The following is an 18,958-nucleotide window of genomic DNA, read 5'->3' on the forward strand; positions in this document are numbered from 1 at the left end:
TGACAAAGTCGCGCGCGGCGGTTGGTCCCCGCATGACAGAACCCGCTCCGAAGACGCGTGCGGCGGTTGCCAATCTCGTATCCGTGTGAGTACATGACCTTCGCGACGATGCGGAAAAGGGGTGGCCCATGACCCGGACGATCACCGTCCCGCACCCTCGCGGCACCGGCCGGGCGCAGCAACTCTGGTGCTCGCTGCCGACCGAGCTCGCACGGCGGTTCCGGCTGCACGCCGACCCCCTCGCCCGGCGGATCCTCGAAGAGATCCAGCGAGCGGTACCCGAATACGCCAAGCCCCTCGAAGGCGAGTTCGGGAAGATGATCGTGCTGGCGATCGAGCAGGCCGTGCTCAGCTGCATCGACAGCATCGACTCCGTACCGTCCACAGAGGACAACTGGCCGAAGTTGTTCCGGGAGGTCGGAAAGCGCGTTCACCACGACGGCGGCAGCCTGAACTCGCTGCAGGCGGCCTACTTCGCGGGCGGGCGGGCCGCGTGGCGGTACGTGGCGGAGCTGGGGCAGGCCCACCGCTTCCCGGCGGCCGTGCTGTGCGTCGGCGCGGAGGCGATCTTCGCCTACGTGGAAGAGATTTCGTCGTATTCGGTCGAGGGGTACACGCTGGCGCAGGCGATGGCGACTGGGACGCTCGAACGCCGTCGCCGCCGGCTGCTCGAGCTCCTCCTGGCCACGCCGCCGTCGTCCCCGGCGACGATCGCGACGATGGCGAAGGCCGCGAACTGGACCATGCCGAAGTGGGTCACCGTCGTCGCCCTCGACCCGCGCAGCGAACAGCACCTGACGCCGGCGCCGCAGGTGGCCGACGACGTCCTGCTCGACCTCGAAGGCACCGAGCCCTGCCTGCTGACCCCGAACCCGGACCGCGACCTGCGGGGTCTCGAAGGCCGGCTGCCCGGCTGGCGCGCGGCCGTCGGCCCCCGGGTCCGGCCGGCCGACGCGGCGACGTCGGCACTGTGGGCGCGCCGCACGCTCGGTCTGGTCCGCCGCGGCTTGGTCGGCGACCACGCGGTAACGCACACGGCCGACCACCTGGCGACGCACTGGCTGCTGCTGGACCGGTTCCTGCTCGACCAGCTGTCCGCGAAGACCCTGGCCCCGTTCGCGGGCCTGACGGTGAAACAGCAGGTCCGTCTGGCGGACACGTTGCTGAGCTGGCTGGAGCACAACGGGAACACGCCGGACATCGCGCAGGCGCTGGGCGTCCACCCGCAGACGGTCCGCTACCGCGTGAGCCAGCTGAGCGACCTCTTCGGCGACCGGCTGACGGATCCGGCGCAGCGGCTGGAGATCCAGATGGCCTTGCGGGCGCACCAGCTGCTGGGGACGCCGCCGCCGGGTGAGCACTGACCCTTGACCGTGCGGTACGTCCTCCCGCATTCTGTTAGCGCTAACAGCACTGGCGGAGGGGCCTGTCGATGACGCACACCGAACTCACCCGGGAGTTCTTCGGGCGCGTCGGAGACACCGACGTCCACCGGTACACCCTCTCCCGGCCCGGCGGGCTCACCGTCCGCGTGCTCGACTACGGCGGCGTCCTCCAGTCCCTGGAAGCCCCGGACCGTTCGGGAAAGCCCGCCGACGTCGTCCTGGGCTACCCCGACCTCGACGGTTACGTCGCGAACAACCAGCCCGGCGCCGCGCGGGTCTTCCTCGGCGCGGTGATCGGCCGGTTCGCCAACCGGATCGCCGGCGGCGCGTTCGCCCTCGACGGCGTCCTGCACCGCGTGCCGGTGAACGACGGGAAGAACAGCCTGCACGGCGGCCCGGCCGGGTTCGACACGCGGGTGTGGTCGGCGGTCCAGGTCTCGGACGGCGTGCGGTTCACGCTGGTCAGCCCGGACGGCGACCAGGGCTACCCCGGCCGGCTCACCACCGAGGTGACCTACCGCCTCGACTCGCGGCTCCGCATCACCTACCGCGCGACCACGGACGCGCCGACGGTCGTCAACCTGACCAACCACACCTACTGGAACCTGGCCGGCGCCGGTGACGTGTACGACCACTCGCTGTCGATCGCGGCTCGTTCGTACTGCCCCACCGACGAGAGCCTGATCCCGGTCGGCGACCCGGTGCCGGTCGAGGGGACCCCGTTCGACTTCCGCCGCCCGGCGGCGATCGGCGCCCGTCTCGGCGAGCCCGACCCCCAGCTGGCGATCGGCCGCGGCTACGACCACAACTGGGTCCTCGACGACGGTGCGCCGTTCGCCACCCGGGCCTGGGAGCCGACGTCCGGCCGCCTGCTCACGATGTGGACGACCGAGCCGGGTCTGCAGTTCTATTCGGGCAACTACCTCGGCCGTCCGGGCGCGGGGTTCGCGCTGGAGGCCCAGCACTTCCCGGACTCGCCGAACCGGCCGGACTTCCCGAGCACGGTGCTGCGGCCGGGCGGGGTCTACCACCAGGAGACGGTCTTCGAGCTGACGACGGCGGACCGGCCGCCGGTGGCGTGAGCGACATCCACCCCGCTCACGGCCGCCGTCGCGGCTACCCTCGCCGGTCATGGGAGATCTTTCCGCCGACCTCGCGCCCACCGGGGTGCTGCGCGCCGCCATCAACCTGGGCAACCCGGTGCTCGCCCACGGAACGCCGGACGCGCCCGGGGGCGTCACGGTCGACCTGGCGCGCGAGGTGGCGGCGCGGCTGGACGTGCCGGTGGAGTTCCGCTGCTTCGACGCGGCCCGGAAGTCGTTCGAGGCCCTGACCTCCGACGCGGCGGACCTCGGTTTCCTGGCGATCGAGCCGGCGCGGGCGGCTTCGGTGGCCTTCACCGCGCCGTACGTCGTCATCGAAGGCGTGTACGTGGTGCCGGCGGATTCGCCGTTCGGCTCGCCCGCGGACGTCGACCGGCCGGGCGTCCGGATCGGCGTCAAGGAGGGGTCGGCCTACGACCTGTTCCTGACGCGGACCCTCGCGCACGCGACGGTCGTGCGCGGCTCGGACGGGGTGGTCGCGTTCGAAGAGCAAGGCCTCGAGGTGGCCGCCGGGATCCGGCAGCCGATGACCACCTATGTGGCCGGGCACCCTGGGATTCGGGTGATTTCCGAGCGGTTCATGCAGATCCAGCAGGCGGTCGGGACCACGCCGGCTCGTCGTCCTTCGACGGTCGAGTTCCTGCGCGATCTGGTCGAGGAGCTGAAGGCGAACGGGTTCGTCGCCGAAGCGTTGCGCCGCGCGAACCAGCCGGACGCGACGGTCGCGCCGCTCGCAGTCCGTTAAGGACGGTCAGAGACGCGGCAGCACCTGCGTGCGCCAGGCTTCGAAGAACTCGTCCTGGTCCGGACCGATCTGCTGGACGTAGACCTCGTCGAACCCGGCGTCGGCGAACTCGCGGACGGCTTCGACGTGCCGGTCGGCGTCCGGCCCGCACGGGAACTGCTCGCGGACCATGTCCTCGGTGACCAGGCTCGCCGCGGCGGCGTAGTCGGCCGGGGTCGGGAGGGTCGAGGGCAGCTTGCCGGGCAGCAGTTCATTGCGCCAGCGCTGGTGCGCGGTGCGGACACCGTCCTCTTCGGACTCGGCCCAGCAGACCTTCAGCCCGCCCTGCACCGGCTTGCCACCGCCGCCGGCGTCGCGGTACTTCCGGACGAGGTCGGCGTCCGGCATGACGGTGCAGAAGCCGTCGCCCACCCGGGCGGCGAGATCCGTGGCCATCGGGCCGAAAGCCGAGACGTAGATCGGCACCGGCTCGTCGGGCACGGTGTAGAGGCGGGCGTGGTCAACGGTGTAGTGACGGCCGCGGTGGTTCACCTCCTTGCCGGTGTGCAGCTGCCGGATGACGTCGATGGCCTCTTCGAGCATCTCGAGCCGCACCCCGGGCGACGGCCACTGCGCCCCGGTGACGTGCTCGTTGAGCGCCTCCCCGGTGCCGACGCCGAGCACGAACCGGCCTTCGCACTGCACGGCGGCGGTGGCGGCGGCGTGCGCGACGACGGCGGGGTGCATCCGGATGATCGGGCAGGTCACGGCCGTCGAGATGGGCAGCGAGGTGACCTCGCTGAGCGCGCCGATGACCGACCAGACGAACGGGCTGTTGCCCTGTTCGTCGAGCCAGGGGTGGAAGTGGTCGGAGATCCACAGCCGCTCGAACCCGGCGGCCTCCGCGAGCCGGGCCTGGCGGACCAGCTCGCGGGGAGAGAACTCTTCGGAGGAGAGGAAGTACCCGACGCTCACCATGATCGGTGGCTACCACGGTGACGCCGGGTGAAACGTGGCCGTCGGGTGGTGGGCGAGGCGCTCGTCGCGGCGGTCACTCTGCGCGGCCTCCGGTCCACGGAGTGATATCGCTTCCTCGTCGCCGCCGTCATCGGTGCGGCATTGCGTCTTCTCGACGGTCGCAACGAGTGCTACGTTCCCTGGGGCCCAGGTCGATCCGAGGAGCTGCGATGAGGCTTACTCCCAGCGCTCACACCGACTCGTTCTGCCGTGACCGGCTGCCGCCCGGCGACCAGTGGCCGCGGCTCGTCTTCGACCTCCCCGAGCTGGACTACCCCGACCGGCTCAACGCCGCCACCGCCCTGCTCGACGGCGCGGTCGAGCGCTTCGGCGCCGACCGGCCCTGCCTGCGCTCACTCGACGAGACGTGGACCTACGGCGAGGTGCTCGCGCGCGCCAACCGGATCGCGCACGTCCTCACCGCCGAGCTCGGGGTCGTCCCCGGGAACCGCGTGCTGCTGCGCGGCACCAACACGCCGTGGCTGGCGGCGTGCTGGCTGGGCGTCCTCAAGGCCGGCGCCGTCGCCGTCTCCACGATGCCGATGCTGCGCCGCCACGAGCTCGACAAGATCGTCGACCGGGCGCGGCCGGCCGTCGCCCTGTGCGACGAGCGTCTGCTCGACGAGCTGCCGCCCGGACTGCCCGTCGTCTCCTACGGCACCGAGCTCGCCGGACGCTGCGCGCGGCACCCGGCGACCTTCGACGACGTGCCGACCGCCGCCGACGACGTCGCGCTGCTCGCCTTCACCTCCGGCACCACCGGGACGCCCAAGGCGACGATGCACTTCCACCGCGACCTGCTCGCCATCGCCGACACGTTCTCCCGGCACGTCGTGCGCCCCACCGCGGACGACCTCTTCTGCGGCACCCCTCCCCTGGCGTTCACCTTCGGCCTCGGCGGCCTCCTCGTCTTCCCGCTGCACGCCGGCGCGTCCGTGCTCCTCCTGGAACGAGCCACGCCCCAGGAGCTGGCCTCGATCGTCGCCGAGCGGGCGGTGACCGTGCTGTTCACAGCACCGACCGCCTACCGCGCGATCCTCGGCGCCGGCGACGGCCTCCTGCTCAAGGGCGTGCGCCGCGCGATCTCCGCCGGCGAGGCCCTGCCCGCCGCCGTGGCCGAGGAGTACCGCGACGTCGTCGGCCGCCCGCTCATCGACGGCATCGGCAGCACGGAGATGCTGCACGTCTTCATCTCCGCGGCCGACGACGCCACCCGCCCCGGCACCACCGGCACCGTCGTGCCCGGGTTCCGCGCCGCCGTCCTGGACATCGACGGCACGCCCGTACCCGACGGCACGCCCGGCCTGCTCGCCGTGCGGGGCCCCACCGGCTGCCGCTACCTCGAGGACCCGCGACAGGCCGACTACGTCCGCGACGGCTGGAACATCACCGGCGACACCTACGTCCGCGAACCCGACGGCTATTTCCGGTTCGTGGCGCGCAGCGACGACATGATCGTCTCCTCCGGTTACAACATCGCCGCTCCCGAGGTCGAAGAAGTACTGCTCAGCCACCCGGACGTCGACGAGTGCGCGGTCGTCGGCACACCCGACCCGGACCGGGGCGCGGTCGTGACCGCCTTCGTCGTGCCGCGGCCGGGCGCCACCCCGGGCCCGGACCTCGCGCACGCCCTGCAGGAGCACGCCAAAGCCGTTGCCGCGCCGTACAAGTACCCGCGCCGGGTGCGGTTCATCGACGCACTGCCGCGCAACGCGAGCGGGAAGCTGCAGCGCTTCCTGCTGCGCGAGCGGTGACGGGGGTGACGGGCCCGCTGCCGAGGTGGGGTGGCGGTGGGCCCGTCACGTCTGTGGGGCGCCGGGGACATACCTCCATCCTAGCCGTGTATTCGAACACCTGTTCGCGTCTCTTCGAGTGATTTCCGGCTACGAAAAGTCACTGCGACCCGACTGTTTCCCGTCGCGACAACACTTCCGAGTGACACAAAGTCCTCAATGGACACTCGCGGACCACGGCAAATGCGCCGGAAGGCCCATGGAGGACCCGGTTACGCGGCCCCTCCGCGCCGGCGAACCGGGTGCGCGAACCTCCCGCCGTCACCGGTAGAACTCCTGACACCGCACTGACCTGCGCCGGAGGAGCATCACCCCGACGCGCCGCCGAGGCGGTGACGGACCCGGAAACCGGGTCCCATAAAGTCTTCGCGCAGCCATCCGGAGGTGAACAGCCGCGTGCCCGAGGTCGACTACTACGAGGTGCTCGGCGTCCGCCGGGACGCCGCGGCGGCCGACGTCAAGACGGCCTACCGCCGCCTGGCAAAGACCATGCACCCCGACGGCGGCGGGACGGTCGGCACGTTCCGCCTGCTCCGCGAGGCCTACGACGTCCTGAGCGATCCCGTCGCCCGCGCGCGGTACGACTCCGGCGGCGCCATCGTGGTGCCCGTCCCGGTCCGGCCGCGGCCCCGCCGGCGCTTCGGGGACGAGCCCGGGTTCGTCCCCGACCTGCCCGAACTGGACGCCGAAGACCTGAGCTGGTGGCACTTCGCCGGGGAGGACACCCGGATGCGCCACGGCCGCCGCCGCGGACCCGGGCACACGCCGGTGGTCGCCGCGGTGGGCGGGATGGTGCTGGTGCTGCTGCCGCTGGTCACCGGGGTGGGGTTCAGCACGCCGGTGCTCATCGTCTGGCTGCTGCTGACGGCCGGCACCGCGCTGCTCGTCCAGCGCCTGGCCCGCGGTTACCTGCGCGCGCACAAGGCGCGCGAGGCGTACGCCGAGGAGTTCGGCGGCCGCACCGTGTTCGGCGCCCCCGGCACCGAGCGCGACGAGCTGGCCGAGCGCCTCACCGCCGACCTGCTCGAGACCTACCTGACCCGGCTGCCCGGCGCGCGGATCTTCCACGGGCTCGCGTGGCCCGGTTCGGTGTTCGCCGACGTCGACCACGCGGTGCTGTGCGGGAAGCGCCTGGTGCTGATCGAGTCGAAGCTGTGGCTGCCCGGGCACTACGAGACGGCCGAGGACGGTCGGCTGCTGCGGAACGGCCGGCCGTTCCGCGGCGGCGGCAGCCGGCTGGCCGAGAGTCTCGCCGCGTACCGCGACCTGCTGCCGGGCGTGGCGCTGCGCGGCGCGATGATCGTGTACCCGAGCCGCAGCGGCGAGTTGACGACGGCCGAACCCGGGGACCTGCTCGCCGCGCCGATGACGCCGGAGGAGTTCCTGCACGAGATCGGCGAGTGGCTCGCCGCCGATCCGTCCACTGTGGACCACCAGGCGCTGCGGACCATGCGGGACCAGGTGGTCGGCGGGGGCGGCCGGGCGGCCTGAGCCCCCGGCGTGATGCTGCCGGGCTGGCTCGCGTCCCGACGACCGGCTCAGGTCGGCAGGGCCCGGCAAGGCGCGCCCGGCTCGCCGCCCGGCGGCCGTGCGAGGCTGGCGGTGTGAACCCCGCCGCCACGCTGGGGACCGTCCTGCTGGCCTACCTCCCGGCGGCGGTCTCCCCCGGCCCCAACTTCGTGCTCATCGCGCACACCGCAGCGGCCGGGACCCGGCGGGCCGCGGTGGCGGTCGCGCTCGGGGTGGTCGCCGCGGGTGGAGTGCTGGCCGCCGTCGCGGTCTTCGGGCTGGGCAGCGTGCTGGCCCGGGCGCCGTGGCTGGCCACCGGCCTGCGCGTGCTCTGCGGCGGCTATCTGGCGTGGCTCGGGGTGCGGCTGTGGCTGCGAGCCCGCGAACCGGCAGAGACGGCGAACCGCGGCGAGGAAGCAGCACCGCCACAGCACCGGGCGACGCCACCCCGGAACCGCCCCGACGAGGCCCCACCGCAACGCACCGAGAAGGCCGCACCACCGCGAACCGACGCCGACGACGCCCCACCGCCCCGCACCGGGAAAGCCACACCGCCGCCAACCCGAGCCAGCCTCGGCAAACCGAACCACTTCCGCCAAGGCGTGGTCAGCAACCTGACCAACCCGAAAGCCGCAGCGTTCTTCGGCAGCGTCCTCACCGCGACGCTCCCGCCCACCGAACCCACCGCCGTCAAAGCCGCGGCAGTCGCCCTGATCGTCCTGACCTCGACGGCCTGGCACCTGAGCGTCGCCCTGGTGTTCTCCGCGCCCGCCACCCAGCGCTGGTACGCCCACGCGAAACCCACGCTCAACCGCGTCGTGGGCACGATCCTCGTCGCCCTGGGCGTCACCCTCGCCGTAACGCCGTGAAGGCCTCCCCGCCGCAGCGAGGAGGCCTTCACGAACACACAGAACGGACTACCGAACCCCACCCGAAGCGCGCTGCTTCTGCGCGTGCGCGGAGCGGGTGCAGACCTCGCCGACGTCGACCGTCTGGCCGCGGTCGGCGTACACGTCCGCCACGCCGACGAGCTGGCCCTTCGGCGACGTGCAGGTCAGCTGGTAGGCCTCCTTCGGCCCGTACGTCGGCGGGATCGGCGACGCGAACGACACGTCCCCGGACCAGTCGTCGACCGTGGCCGGGTCGGCCTGGTCGTAGTTGACCACCACGGCCCGGTAGTCACCGGCCGGCGGGTCGAACAGCACGGCATGCTCGGACGTCGTGCCGCCGTTCGCCGACGAGCTGACCTGGTTGCCCGCCGCGTCGTAGATGAACAGGTCCCAGTCCGTGGCCGTGTTCGCCCAGTTGATGTTGACGCTGAACTTCCCGTTGTCGACCTGGGGCAGGCCGTTGACGTGGAAGGTGAACGAGTCACCCGCCGGGTCGACCGGGTAGTTCTGGTTGATCGGCGGCACCCCGGCCGGGTTGGTCACCGCTTGGCCCTGCTGCGCCGGGCCCTGCGGGTCGCGCCCGTAGCGGCCGGCCACGTACGGCCGGGTCGACGGGTTGACCGACCAGGCGAACCGCCCGCCGGTGGTCGTGAACTTCGAGTCGAGGTTGTCGGTGACGTAGATCGGCGGCTTGGTGGAGCCGTCGGGCTGGATCACCGGCGACGTCGGCGTCTGGAACGTCTTGTGCAGCTTGAGCTGGTAGCCCTTGGGCGCCGAACCGATCAGCGTCGAGTGCTGCTGCGGGTCGGCGGCGCTGCCCAGCTGGTCCAGCAGCGCCTGGCGGTTGCCGCCCTTGCCGGCCCCGGACGACGGCGCGAGGCCTTCGTACTCGGCGACGACGCTGTCGGCGTAGGGACCGTGGAAGCCGTTGCCGCCGACCTCGATCGTGAAGCCCCAGCCGCCGGTGGCCCAGTACGACCAGTCCTCGGTGCTGCCGGTGGTGTCGTACAGCGCCCAGCTCGGCTGGCTGGTGTAGCCGTTGCGCGACGCCATCTTGTCGCCGAGGGCCTTGTAGGCCGGCTCCTCCAGCGGCGGGCGGACGTCCGCCACGCCCGGCGGGCGCAGCACCAGCGCGGCGACCGTGTGCATCGTCATCAGGTTGGTCACCTGGCGCGAGGACACGATCGAGCGCACGTTGCGGACCTCGGGCTCGCTGAACGGCGCGGACCCGCGGAAGGTGTCGCCGCTCCAGGCGATCTCGGCGCCGGCGCCGCCCCAGAAGCCCGCGTAGTTGCGGTTCGGGTCGGTGCCGCGGAGACGACCGCCGGGGTTGGCCTTGCAGACGCCGGTGGCGTACTGCGGCGGCGAGTCGTTGACGTTGCAGTTCTTGCGCTTCATCTCGTAGTCGAACCGGGTGAAGTCGCCCTTCGGCTCGGCCTCGCGGGAGATCTCGAAGCCGTCCGGGTTGATCACCGGCACGACGATGTTGCGGGTCTTGCCGACGAGGCTGCGGATCGCGGGGTCGTGCGCGTACCCGTTGATCAGCTCGTACGCCCACTCCATGACGTGCTCGGCGGCCGGCCACTCCCGGGCGTGGTGCACGCCCATGGTGAAGTTCACCGGCTTGCCGTCGGTGATGTTCTTGACGTCGGTGGCGATCTCGACGCCGACGACGTCACGGCCTTCCCAGGTCGACTCCGGCATGGTGAACGCCGAGACGAGGCCCGGGTTCTTGCGGGCCAGCTCCTTCATCTCGTAGTTGTAGTCGTAGAGGTGCCGGTAGCTCGTGCGCCCGGACGGCAGCGCCGACGCGGCGGTCTTCGCGGCGTACTGGCGGTCGGTCTTCGCGTCCTGGACCGACTTGGCCGAGAGGTCGGCTTCGATCACCTTGGACTTGAAGCCGCTGTCCTTGAGCACCTGACGGTCGGCGTCGTCGGCGAGGACGACCTCGATCCCGGTCGCGTCACCCTTCTCGGTGACGTCGAGGCCGAGGCCGGTCAGCTTGTTCTTGTCGGCGCGCGTCGGCGTCTCGACGCGGACCAGCTGCGCCTTCTGCGCGGTCGTCGGCGTGCCCTGCGGGGTCAGCGCGAGGAAGTCGACGCCGAGCTGGGCGCGGTCGGCCGAGCCGCCGTAGCGGCAGCCCTGGACGACGAGCTCCTGGTCCTTCTTCACGAAGCTTTCGGCGAGTTCGCGAGTGCGCAACGCCGCCGAGGCGGCGACCACCGCGCCCGTCGCCTTGTCGAACACGGCGACGTCCCAGTCGCCTTCGGCGCCCGAGGCCGGCTTGAGCCGGGCCTGGACCAGTCCATCCACAGTGGACTTGAGCTCCCGGCGATCGGTGCCCGGCGTGCCCTTGGGCAGCACTTTCGCGAAGCACGAGCGAGGTACCGACTTGTCGGCACGCAGGATGTTCTGCGCCGCGCCGGCGGTACCGGCCGGTAACGTGACGAACGCCGCCGCCAGCGCCACGACCGAAGCCGCCAGCACCAGTCTTCTTGGTGAATTCCCCACAGGCAAAGACCTCCTTGACCGAGACCGGCACAGCACGGACGTACCGGTAGCGAGTGACCGTAATGGACGAAAACCGGCTACGGTAACCGCCGTAAGTCGTACAGCCTTCACCCCGTTTTCACGCGAAGGTTCGCCCGAAAGAACCTTTACCGGGAGTTCAACCGCCGGTCGACTACTGTCGGTTCATGGTCACGGTCCCTGCGCGACGGACATCGCTCGCGGTCTCGCTGAGCGGCATCGCCGCCCTCGTGATCGGTGCCGCGCTGGTGCTGCTGCTCCAGGTCATCCCGCCGACCGACGAGATCAGCGCGACCCGCCGCACGATCAGCGAATACGGGCTCTCCGACCACAAGTGGATCTTCGACCTCGCGGTGATCCTGGTGGCGCTGGGCTCGGCGGCCGGGCTCGCCGTCCTGCACAGCCAGCGGCGGCTGCCCGTGCCCGCGGCCCTGCTCGGTACATTGTGGACGGTCGGGCTGCTGGTCATCGTGGCTTTCCCGAAGCCGGACTGGGCCACGGTCTCACGCTCGGACTTCGGCGGCACGCTGCACCGGATCGCGAGCGTCGTGGCCTTCGTGGCACTCCCGCTGGCGGTGCTGGTCGCGGCCCGCACGGCGTTCCCGGGCTCCCCCGGCCGCCGGTGGCTCGCCCGCGTGCTGGCCATCGCCTCGCTGGGCTGGTTCGCGGTGATCCTCGGAGCCGTCGTGGTGGCCGCGGCGGACGGCGGCCGCTGGTGGACGCTCATCCCGCTCGGCCTCGTCGAACGCGGGATGGCGCTGACGGAGCTGGTCGCGCTGGGCGTCCTGCTCGCTCCGGCGCGAAGTCAGGTGCGGTAGAGCTCGGTCAGCAGGGCGGCGGCCAGGTGCGTCGCCGGGTGCGCGTCGCGGTGGCGCCAGATCAGCCGGACCGGCACGCGGTCGGCGTCGCGCAGCGGCCGGTAGCGGATGCCGTCGCGCCGGTACTGCGCCGCGGTCGCCTCGGGCGTGACGCCGACGCAGCGCCCGCTCGCGATCGCCGCCAGCCAGTCGTCGATGTCGTGGGTGTACTCCACCGCCGGCCGGGCGTTCTCCGGCCACAGGTCCGCGGTCGTGGTGCCGGTGCGCCGGTCGACGACGAGCGTGCGGCCGCCCAGCTCGGCGAACGGGATCACGCGGCGCCGCGCCCACGGGTCGTCCGAGGCGAGGGCGACGCACCGGCGTTCGTGGCCGACGACGGTGTGGGCGTAGCGGCGGGTGTCGACGGCGGTGCGGACGACGGCCAGGTCGCAGCGCCCCTCGGCCAGGCCGCCGGTCGCCGTGTTGGTCCGCACCAACTGCAGCTCGACGTCGGGGTACCGGTCCTGCCAGCGCCGCTGGAATTCCGCCGTGTGCCGGCCCACGGCCGACCACGCGTGCCCGAGCCGGAGCCGGGTGTGGCCGGTGGTGACCTCGTGCACCAGCGTTTCCGCGTCGGCCAGCAGGACCCGTGCCCGGGCGAGGACCGTGACGCCGGCCGTGGTCGGCTCGACGGTCCGGCTCGTGCGGTGCAGCAGCCGGACGCCGAGGACGCGCTCGAGCGCGAGCAGCGTCCGCGACACCGTCGCCTGGGAGACGCCCAGTTCGATCGCGGCGTCGGTGAAGCTGCCGGTGTCGACGACCGCGACGAGGTGTCGCAAGTGGCGCAGCTCCAGCGAGGCATCCATGCGCTCAGCGTATGGCCGACGTGTCGGATGCATTTTGCGTATACCCCACCGGCCCCGATAGTCGAGGCATGACAAGCGAAGGACGCTGGCGCGGGGCGGCGCTGATGACGGGCAGCGGGCTGTCCAACCAGGTCGGGGCATCGGTCGCGGCGCTGGCGTTTCCCCAGCTGGGCCCGGCCGGCGTCGTCGCCGTCCGCCAGTGGGTCGCGGCGGTGGTGCTGCTCGCGACCGGGCGGCCGCGCCTGCGCGGGTTCACCGCCGGGCAGTGGCGGCTCGTCCTTGCCCTGGCGCTGGTGTTCGGGACGATGAACCTTTCGCTCTACAGCGCGGTCGACCGGATCGGCCTCGGCCTGGCGGTGACGCTGGAGTTCCTGGGTCCCCTCGCCGTCGCCCTGGCGGGGTCACGACGGCGCGGCGACCTGCTCTGCGCCCTGATCGCGGGGGCGGCCGTGGTGGTGCTGGTGCGGCCCCGGCCGAGCACGGACTACGTCGGCATCGGCCTGGCGCTGCTCGCGGCCGCGTGCTGGGCGAGCTACATCCTGCTCAACCGCGCGGTGGGCGCGCGCATCCCCGGCGTAGCGGGCTCGGCGGCGGCCGCGGGCGCGTCCGGGCTGGCGTACGTGCCGGTCGGCGTGTGGGCGATGATCGCGCACCGGCCGGGTCTCGGCGCGATCCTGGCCGCGGTGACCGCCGGCGTCCTGTCGTCGGCCGTGCCGATGCTGGCCGACCTGCTGACCCTGCGGAAGGTTCCGGCGTCGGTGTTCGGGACCGTGATGAGCGTGAACCCGGTGCTGGCCGCCCTGGTCGGATGGATCGTCCTCGGCCAGCGCCTCGACGTCCTTTCGTGGGTGGCGATCGGGGTGCTCGTCGTGGTCAACGCCGCGTCGGTGACTAGGCCGAACGGGTAACGCGGCTCAACCCGCGGGCGCGGTGGGGCGTGGAGTCGGCGTCGACCGATTCCGAGGGGGAATTCTCATGTTCCGACGTGCTGCCGCGCTCACGTTCGCGGCACTCGCACTGGGCACCGCCGTCACCGCACCGACCGCCACCGCGGCCGAGGCCTGCACCTGGACGGCGCACAAGATCGTGGCGCCCGACGGCTACTTCGACAGCGACGTCAACATCAGAGGGACCGACAGCCACGGCAACTACTCCGGTGACGTCAGCGACCGGAGCGTGAACATGGGCAAGGTCGTGCTCTGGACCGACGGCAAGCCCCGCATCCCGGACGCGCTCGCGCCGTTCGTCTACCCGAACGTCGCCGACGAGAACTCCGCGGGAACAGTGCTCCTGGACGGCGGCCTTCCGTCGACCACCCGGGGCGTTTACCTGTTCAGCGGCGGTCACGCGGGTCCCGGCACGCTGACCCGCCTGTCCGACCCGCCCGGTTACCGGCTCGAATCGGCCGTCGCGCTCAACGACCGGGGCGACGTGCTCACCTCCGCGACCGCACTCAAGGACGGCCACCGGGTGAGCGTCCTCTGGTCGGTCCTGGCCGCGGGACCGCGGATCATCGACCTCCCGGACCGGTACGGCATGGACCTCGACGACGACGGCACGGTGCTGCTGGGCGCCCCGGACAACCGGCTCGGCGGGCTCTGGCGGGCGGGCGTGGTCACCCCGCTGACCGGCGAAGCGAATCCGGTGCTCATCCGCCAGATCCGCAACGGCGTCGTCGTCGGCACGGCGATCGACTCACCGTGGCCCGCTTCCCGTGCCTTGGCGTGGCACGGCCCGGCCGACCCGCGGCCGCTCGAGCACGGCGGCACCGCGGAAGCGACCAACAAGCACGGGCTGATCGCGGGCAGCCTGGACGACCTGACCGGACCGTCCGCGGTCTGGCAGGACACCAAGCTGCTCGGCAAGCTCCCGTTCCCGGACGGCGGCGACGCGGACGTGTACGTGATCGGCGACGACGGCGTGATCTTCGGCAACACCGGCGGCGACCACGCTTCGCTGCGCTGGACCTGCGACTGACGAGCGACGAGCTTGCCATGAGACTTCTGCGCCGGACCCCGGTCGCCGTGCTGAGCGTGGCGGCCGTCCTCACGGCCGGGGCGGCCGCCGGGGACTCCGGCACGCGCGCCGTCGCCCTCAGCGGCTGGGGCTGGTGCGACTGGCGCGTCAGACGGGACGGAGGTCCGGCTCCGCGGTGTTCACCAGCCGCGGGTCGGGCCGCCCGCCGGACATCGCCAGGAAGCCGCGGGCGACGCGGAGCAGCAGTGGCCAGTTCTTCGGGTTCTTCTTGTCGATCCCGCCGATCAGCTGCTTGAGCATCGAGAGCGTGTCGAAGTAGATCCGCTCGCACACCAGCTTCTCGTCGGCGTCGAAGACGAAGTAGGCCGTCATGCGCACCCGGAAGCGGGAGCCGGTCGCCGGGATCGCGCCGAGCGGGCCGAGGTGCGTGCCCAGCAGCCAGAACTCGACGACGACGGCGTCGGCGCTGTGCCGCAGCGCGATCAGCTCGTGGTGCTGGTCGGGGAACGCGGTGCGCGTGTCCTGGTAGTAGCCGCGGACGGCGCCGTCGCCGTCGTGGACGGTCATCGTCGCGATCACCTCGTAGTGCGGGTGCGGGAACGTCGAGAGCGTGGCGTCCCAGTCCTGGGCGACCTCGTCGTGGAAGTGGTCGAGCACCAGCTTCTGCCGCGCCTCGAGGACTTCCCGGGCGGGGATGTCGAACTCGCTCATGGCTCACTCCTCTAAATCTACGCCGTAGGTAATGGACGATAACCTACACTGTAGGCAGACCGACAGCGGAGGATGCCGTGACCGTGCTCGACGCCGCCCTGGCCCACGCGAAACCCGTCGTCCGGTGGAGCCTCGGCCACGCCCTTCCCCGGACCGTCCTCCGCCGCGAAGCCCGGCGCGGCGACCTCCAGGGGCGGATGGTGGTCGCCGCCGCGGACGGGCGTGACCTGACCGGGCTGTTCGAGGAGATCCGTGCCGCCGGCCCGCTCGCGCGCACCCGCTTCGGCTGGATGACCACCACGCACGCCGCGGTCCGGGAAGTGCTGTCCAGCGACGACTTCCGCGTCGGCGTCATGGGTTCCGACGGCTCGCCGCTCGGCCGGCTTGTCGAGTGGTCGGCCGGGGAGCACCTGCACCCGGTGCGGCCGCCGTCGCTGCTCGCCGTCAACCCGCCCGAGCACACCCGCTACCGCAAGCTGGTCACCGGCGTGTTCACCGCGCGCGCCGTCGAGCAGCTGCGCGGGCGCGTCCAGGAGATCGCCGACGGCCTGCTCGACGACCTCGCCCCCGGCCGCCCGCTCGACCTCGTCGAGTCCTACTGCGGCCTGCTCCCGGTGACGGTCATCAGCGAGATCCTCGGCGTGCCGCCGTCCGACCTGGGCAAGGTGCTGTCGCTGGGCGCGGCCGCCGCGCCCAGCCTCGACCTCGGCCTCGGCTGGCGCACGTTCCGCCACGTCGAGACCGCGCTGGGCGAGTTCGACGCCTGGCTCGGCGAGCACCTCGACCACTTGCGCCGCCACCCCGGCAAGGACCTGTTCAGCAAGCTCGTCGCGGCCCGCGACGACGGCGTCGGGCTCACCGAGACGGAGCTGAAGTCCACCGCGGGCCTGGTGCTGGCGGCCGGCTTCGAAACGACCGTCAACCTGCTCGGCAGCGGGATCGCGCTGCTCGCGGGCGACCCCGGGCAGCTCGCCGTGCTGCGCGAGCGGCCGGAGCTGTGGGGCAACGCCGTCGAGGAGGTCCTGCGGTACGACCCGCCGGTCCTGCTCACCGGCCGGTTGGCGACGCGCGCCACCGAGATCGCCGGGGTCCCCTTACCGCGCGGGGCGCTCGTGACCACCGTGCTGGCCGGCGCGAACCGCGACCCCGCGGTGTTCGACGCTCCGGCGGTCTTCGACGTGACCCGGATCGGTGCCCGCGACCACGTGGCGTTCGGCGCCGGCCGCCACCACTGCCTGGGCGCGTCGCTGGCCCGGATGGAGGGCGAGATCGGGTTGCGCTCGATCTTCGAGCGGTTCCCCGGCCTGCGCGTGCTGCCCGGCGGCCGGCGTCGCGAGACGCGCATCCTGCGCGGCTACGAAAGCCTGCCCGCGGTGCTCGCCTCGTGACGACCCGGCGCGGCCGGCCGCCCAAGGACTCGGACGGCACCCTGTCGCGGGAGCGGATCCTGCGCGAGGCCTTGTCGCTCGTCGACGAAGAGGGCCTGGACGCGGTCAGCATGCGCAAGCTCGCGCGCCGGCTCGGCGTCGACCCGATGAGCCTGTACAACCACGTCGACGGCAAGGACGCGCTGCTGGACGGCGTCGCCGAGGTGCTGCTCGCCGCGATCCCGGCCGCCGATCCGGAACCGGACCTCCGGACGACGATGTCCGCGCTGGCGCACGGGTTCCGGGCCGCGATGCTCGGCCACCCCCGCGCGGCGCCGCTCGTTCTCACCCGCCGGCTCGCGTCGCTGACCGCGCTCGCGCCGGTCGAAGCGGTGCTCGGCCCGCTGCTCGCGGCGGGTTACCCGCCGGAGCGGGCGGTCCACGGGCTGCGGGCGGTGCTGGCCTTCCTGATCGGGACGCTGATGCGTGAGGTCAGCGCGGCGCCGACGTTCAGCAACGGCAGCCGCGGCCGGCTCGAGGATCTCGAGGCGTCCGGGCTGCCGGCCGTCGCCGCGGCGGCGCCGTACCTGGCGGTGTGCGACCACGAGGCGGAGTTCGAGTTCGGCCTGCGGATCCTGCTCGACGCGCTGGCCCCGGGCTGAGGGGTCAGCGGATCCGCTCGTGCAGCGCCGCCATGCGCGCGTCGAGGTCCGCCGCCGTCCTGGCCGCCGCAGCGAGCTCGCCCGCGAAGTCCGGCGGCACGCTGTCCGCGTACTTGTAGGACAGCTTGTGCTCGACCGCCGCCCAGAAGTCCATCGCGATGGTGCGCAGCTGGATCTCGACCTTGACCTTCTCGACGCGGTTGGACAGGAACACCGGGATGCGCACGATCAGGTGCAGGCTGCGGTAGCCGTTGGCCTTCGGCCGGGCGATGTAGTCCTTGGTGCGCAACAGCTCGACGTCGTCCTGCGCGGTGAGCATGCGGGCGACCTCGTAGACGTCGTCGACGAACGGGCAGACCACGCGGATGCCGGCGATGTCGTCGAGGACGTGCGCGACGGAGATCCAGTCGTCACCGAGGCCGCGGCGGTGGACTTTTTCCTTGATCGCCTCGGGCCGCTTCACTCGGCTCGTGATGTGCTCGATCGGGTCGTGGCTGTGGACGAAGTCGAACTCCTCGCTGAGGATCCGCAGCTTCGTCATCAGCTCTTCGATGGCGAACTTGTACATCAGGAGGAAGCGCGGGAGCTGCCCGGCGACGGCGAGCTCTTCGGCCGCTTCGCGCAGGTCCTCGGCCGCCGGGTCGGTGGTCACTCAAGCCTCGTGCTGTCGTCGGTCGTTTCCGCGCACCAGGTTACTGTGTGCTACCCGATCAACGATCGGCGGCGGGCCGGAGTTCCCGCCGGTCACCCGGTCGAGTCAGGTCGGCGCCGGGAAGCCGTAGAGCCGGCGGGCGTTGGCGCCGAGGACGGCGGCCCGGGTGCCGGGGTCGGGCACCCAGTCGGCCAGCAGGTCGACGAGGTCGCCGTCGTTCGGCATGGGCCCCCAGAAGCCGACGTGCGGCCAGTCGGAGCCGTAGACGCACCGGTCGGGCGCGGCGGCGGCGAGCTCCCGGGCGAACGGCACGGTCTCGGCGTACGGCGGCTCGGCGAGCCGGTTGGCGCCGGAGAGCTTGACCCAGGCGCCGTCCGCGACGAGGTCCCGCACGAGCCGGTTGCCGGTCTTGCCGTCGGGCGCGCCGAGGTGGTCGAGGACGTAGGGGACGCGGAGTTCGGCCAGCTTGGCCGCGACCGGCTTCAGTGCGGCCGCGTCGGTGAAGAGCTGCAGGTGCCAGCCGTGTTCGACGCAGATCGCTTCGAGCCGGTCGAGTGCGTCGAAGCCGACTCCGCCGGCGGTGAGGGTGTTGATCCGCAGCCCGGTGATGCCGGCGTCGTGCAGTTCGGCTCGTTCGCGGTCGCTGACGTGCGGGTCGACGACGGCGACGCCCTTGAGCCGGCCGGGGTGGGCGCGGAGGGTGTCGAGGAGGAGCGAGTTGTCGGTGCCGTGCACGCTGACCTGTACGAGGACGCCGTAGGTCATCTTCGTGGCGTCGAGCATGGCGGTGTAGTCGGCGGCCGTGGCGGGTGGTGGGGTGAAGCTGCGGTTCTCGACGAACCCGCTCGCGCCGACGACGTGGGCGTGGGTGTCGACGGACCCGGGCGGCACGTCGACCCGGGCGGGCGCGCGGGGGTGCGGGTCCGGGCCGGGGCAGACGGCGAGCTTCCGCTCGGGGGCGAATTCCACCGGGCCA

At 72.2% G+C, this 18,958-nt stretch carries 17 protein-coding genes; 11 read left to right on the plus strand and 6 right to left on the minus strand.

Annotated features, from left to right (window positions below):
- Positions 1-128 precede the first annotated feature (128 nt).
- From AB0M59_RS23585 to AB0M59_RS23595, 3 genes are all read left to right on the plus strand, one after another.
- Positions 129-1,364, plus strand: a complete 1,236-nt coding sequence (locus AB0M59_RS23585) for a helix-turn-helix domain-containing protein (protein ID WP_364618274.1) — start codon at positions 129-131, stop codon at positions 1,362-1,364.
- A 68-nt stretch (positions 1,365-1,432) separates the two neighbouring features.
- Entirely contained in the window at positions 1,433-2,467 is a 1,035-nt protein-coding gene (locus tag AB0M59_RS23590) for an aldose epimerase family protein (protein ID WP_364618277.1), read from the plus strand.
- 49 nt (positions 2,468-2,516) lie between these two features.
- Positions 2,517-3,233, plus strand: a complete 717-nt coding sequence (locus AB0M59_RS23595) for a transporter substrate-binding domain-containing protein (RefSeq protein ID WP_364618280.1) — start codon at positions 2,517-2,519, stop codon at positions 3,231-3,233.
- Positions 3,234-3,239: 6 nt separating this feature from the next.
- On the opposite strand, the gene AB0M59_RS23600 is transcribed toward AB0M59_RS23595, so the two are convergent.
- Positions 3,240-4,190: a TIGR03557 family F420-dependent LLM class oxidoreductase gene (locus tag AB0M59_RS23600; protein ID WP_364618283.1), complete on the minus strand. Its 951-nt coding sequence runs from the start codon at positions 4,188-4,190 to the stop codon at positions 3,240-3,242.
- 209 nt (positions 4,191-4,399) lie between these two features.
- Here AB0M59_RS23600 and AB0M59_RS23605 point away from each other — a divergent pair, with 209 nt between their 5' ends.
- The 3 genes from AB0M59_RS23605 to AB0M59_RS23615 all read left to right on the plus strand — a co-directional run bounded on the left by AB0M59_RS23605 (position 4,400) and on the right by AB0M59_RS23615 (position 8,400).
- Positions 4,400-5,983, plus strand: a complete 1,584-nt coding sequence (locus tag AB0M59_RS23605) for an AMP-binding protein (protein ID WP_364618286.1) — start codon at positions 4,400-4,402, stop codon at positions 5,981-5,983.
- Positions 5,984-6,418: 435 nt separating this feature from the next.
- Positions 6,419-7,513, plus strand: a complete 1,095-nt coding sequence (locus AB0M59_RS23610; RefSeq protein ID WP_364618289.1) for a DnaJ domain-containing protein — start codon at positions 6,419-6,421, stop codon at positions 7,511-7,513.
- Positions 7,514-7,626: 113 nt separating this feature from the next.
- Complete coding sequence (locus AB0M59_RS23615; protein WP_364618291.1) at positions 7,627-8,400, plus strand: LysE family transporter; 774 nt, start codon at positions 7,627-7,629, stop codon at positions 8,398-8,400.
- A gap of 48 nt (positions 8,401-8,448) precedes the next feature.
- On the opposite strand, the gene AB0M59_RS23620 is transcribed toward AB0M59_RS23615, so the two are convergent.
- Complete coding sequence (locus AB0M59_RS23620) at positions 8,449-10,908, minus strand: M14 family zinc carboxypeptidase (protein ID WP_364618293.1); 2,460 nt, start codon at positions 10,906-10,908, stop codon at positions 8,449-8,451.
- Positions 10,909-11,117: 209 nt separating this feature from the next.
- Here AB0M59_RS23620 and AB0M59_RS23625 point away from each other — a divergent pair, with 209 nt between their 5' ends.
- Entirely contained in the window at positions 11,118-11,768 is a 651-nt protein-coding gene (locus AB0M59_RS23625) for a DUF998 domain-containing protein (RefSeq protein ID WP_364618296.1), read from the plus strand.
- On the opposite strand, the gene AB0M59_RS23630 is transcribed toward AB0M59_RS23625, so the two are convergent.
- A complete protein-coding gene (locus AB0M59_RS23630; RefSeq protein ID WP_364618298.1) occupies positions 11,756-12,613 on the minus strand; it encodes a LysR family transcriptional regulator in 858 nt (285 codons plus the stop codon). The two genes, AB0M59_RS23625 and AB0M59_RS23630, sit on opposite strands and share 13 nt — an antisense overlap.
- Before the next feature lie 68 nt (positions 12,614-12,681).
- Between AB0M59_RS23630 and AB0M59_RS23635 the strand changes: the two genes are divergently transcribed.
- Together AB0M59_RS23635 and AB0M59_RS23640 are read left to right on the plus strand one after the other, a co-directional pair.
- Positions 12,682-13,521: an EamA family transporter gene (locus AB0M59_RS23635; RefSeq protein WP_364618301.1), complete on the plus strand. Its 840-nt coding sequence runs from the start codon at positions 12,682-12,684 to the stop codon at positions 13,519-13,521.
- A 67-nt stretch (positions 13,522-13,588) separates the two neighbouring features.
- Positions 13,589-14,590 (plus strand): hypothetical protein, encoded by a 1,002-nt coding sequence (locus AB0M59_RS23640; RefSeq protein ID WP_364618304.1) that lies wholly within the window; start codon positions 13,589-13,591, stop codon positions 14,588-14,590.
- Positions 14,591-14,737: 147 nt separating this feature from the next.
- On the opposite strand, the gene AB0M59_RS23645 is transcribed toward AB0M59_RS23640, so the two are convergent.
- A complete protein-coding gene (locus AB0M59_RS23645) occupies positions 14,738-15,301 on the minus strand; it encodes an ester cyclase (RefSeq protein ID WP_364618306.1) in 564 nt (187 codons plus the stop codon).
- A gap of 83 nt (positions 15,302-15,384) precedes the next feature.
- Here AB0M59_RS23645 and AB0M59_RS23650 point away from each other — a divergent pair, with 83 nt between their 5' ends.
- Together AB0M59_RS23650 and AB0M59_RS23655 are read left to right on the plus strand one after the other, a co-directional pair.
- Positions 15,385-16,689: a cytochrome P450 gene (locus tag AB0M59_RS23650; RefSeq protein ID WP_364618473.1), complete on the plus strand. Its 1,305-nt coding sequence runs from the start codon at positions 15,385-15,387 to the stop codon at positions 16,687-16,689.
- Complete coding sequence (locus AB0M59_RS23655) at positions 16,686-17,330, plus strand: TetR/AcrR family transcriptional regulator C-terminal domain-containing protein (protein ID WP_364618309.1); 645 nt, start codon at positions 16,686-16,688, stop codon at positions 17,328-17,330. The genes AB0M59_RS23650 and AB0M59_RS23655 overlap by 4 nt, the downstream gene beginning before the upstream one ends.
- Before the next feature lie 4 nt (positions 17,331-17,334).
- Here AB0M59_RS23655 and AB0M59_RS23660 read toward each other — a convergent pair whose 3' ends face one another.
- Both AB0M59_RS23660 and AB0M59_RS23665 read right to left on the minus strand, forming a co-directional pair.
- Positions 17,335-17,982 carry a GTP pyrophosphokinase family protein gene (locus AB0M59_RS23660; RefSeq protein WP_364618312.1) on the minus strand — a complete coding sequence of 216 codons (648 nt, stop codon included), beginning with the start codon at positions 17,980-17,982 and terminating at the stop codon, positions 17,335-17,337.
- A gap of 105 nt (positions 17,983-18,087) precedes the next feature.
- Positions 18,088-18,951, minus strand: a complete 864-nt coding sequence (locus AB0M59_RS23665) for an amidohydrolase family protein (RefSeq protein WP_364618315.1) — start codon at positions 18,949-18,951, stop codon at positions 18,088-18,090.
- Positions 18,952-18,958: the final 7 nt, after the last annotated feature.

Origin of the sequence: Amycolatopsis sp. NPDC051371 (genome assembly GCF_040682155.1) — a bacterium.
In the GTDB taxonomy this organism is placed as follows: Bacteria; Actinomycetota; Actinomycetes; order Mycobacteriales; family Pseudonocardiaceae; genus Amycolatopsis.

What these genes read in the sequence shown, in the direction of transcription:
- AB0M59_RS23585 (WP_364618274.1), top strand. Translation starts at nt 129, where the DNA reads ATGACCCGGACGATCACCGTCCCGCACCCTCGCGGCACCGGCCGGGCG.
- AB0M59_RS23590 (WP_364618277.1), top strand. Translation starts at nt 1,433, where the DNA reads ATGACGCACACCGAACTCACCCGGGAGTTCTTCGGGCGCGTCGGAGAC.
- AB0M59_RS23595 (WP_364618280.1), top strand. Translation starts at nt 2,517, where the DNA reads ATGGGAGATCTTTCCGCCGACCTCGCGCCCACCGGGGTGCTGCGCGCC.
- AB0M59_RS23600 (WP_364618283.1), bottom strand. Translation starts at nt 4,190, where the DNA reads ATGGTGAGCGTCGGGTACTTCCTCTCCTCCGAAGAGTTCTCTCCCCGC.
- AB0M59_RS23605 (WP_364618286.1), top strand. Translation starts at nt 4,400, where the DNA reads ATGAGGCTTACTCCCAGCGCTCACACCGACTCGTTCTGCCGTGACCGG.
- AB0M59_RS23625 (WP_364618296.1), top strand. Translation starts at nt 11,118, where the DNA reads ATGGTCACGGTCCCTGCGCGACGGACATCGCTCGCGGTCTCGCTGAGC.
- AB0M59_RS23630 (WP_364618298.1), bottom strand. Translation starts at nt 12,613, where the DNA reads ATGGATGCCTCGCTGGAGCTGCGCCACTTGCGACACCTCGTCGCGGTC.
- AB0M59_RS23635 (WP_364618301.1), top strand. Translation starts at nt 12,682, where the DNA reads ATGACAAGCGAAGGACGCTGGCGCGGGGCGGCGCTGATGACGGGCAGC.
- AB0M59_RS23640 (WP_364618304.1), top strand. Translation starts at nt 13,589, where the DNA reads ATGTTCCGACGTGCTGCCGCGCTCACGTTCGCGGCACTCGCACTGGGC.
- AB0M59_RS23645 (WP_364618306.1), bottom strand. Translation starts at nt 15,301, where the DNA reads ATGAGCGAGTTCGACATCCCCGCCCGGGAAGTCCTCGAGGCGCGGCAG.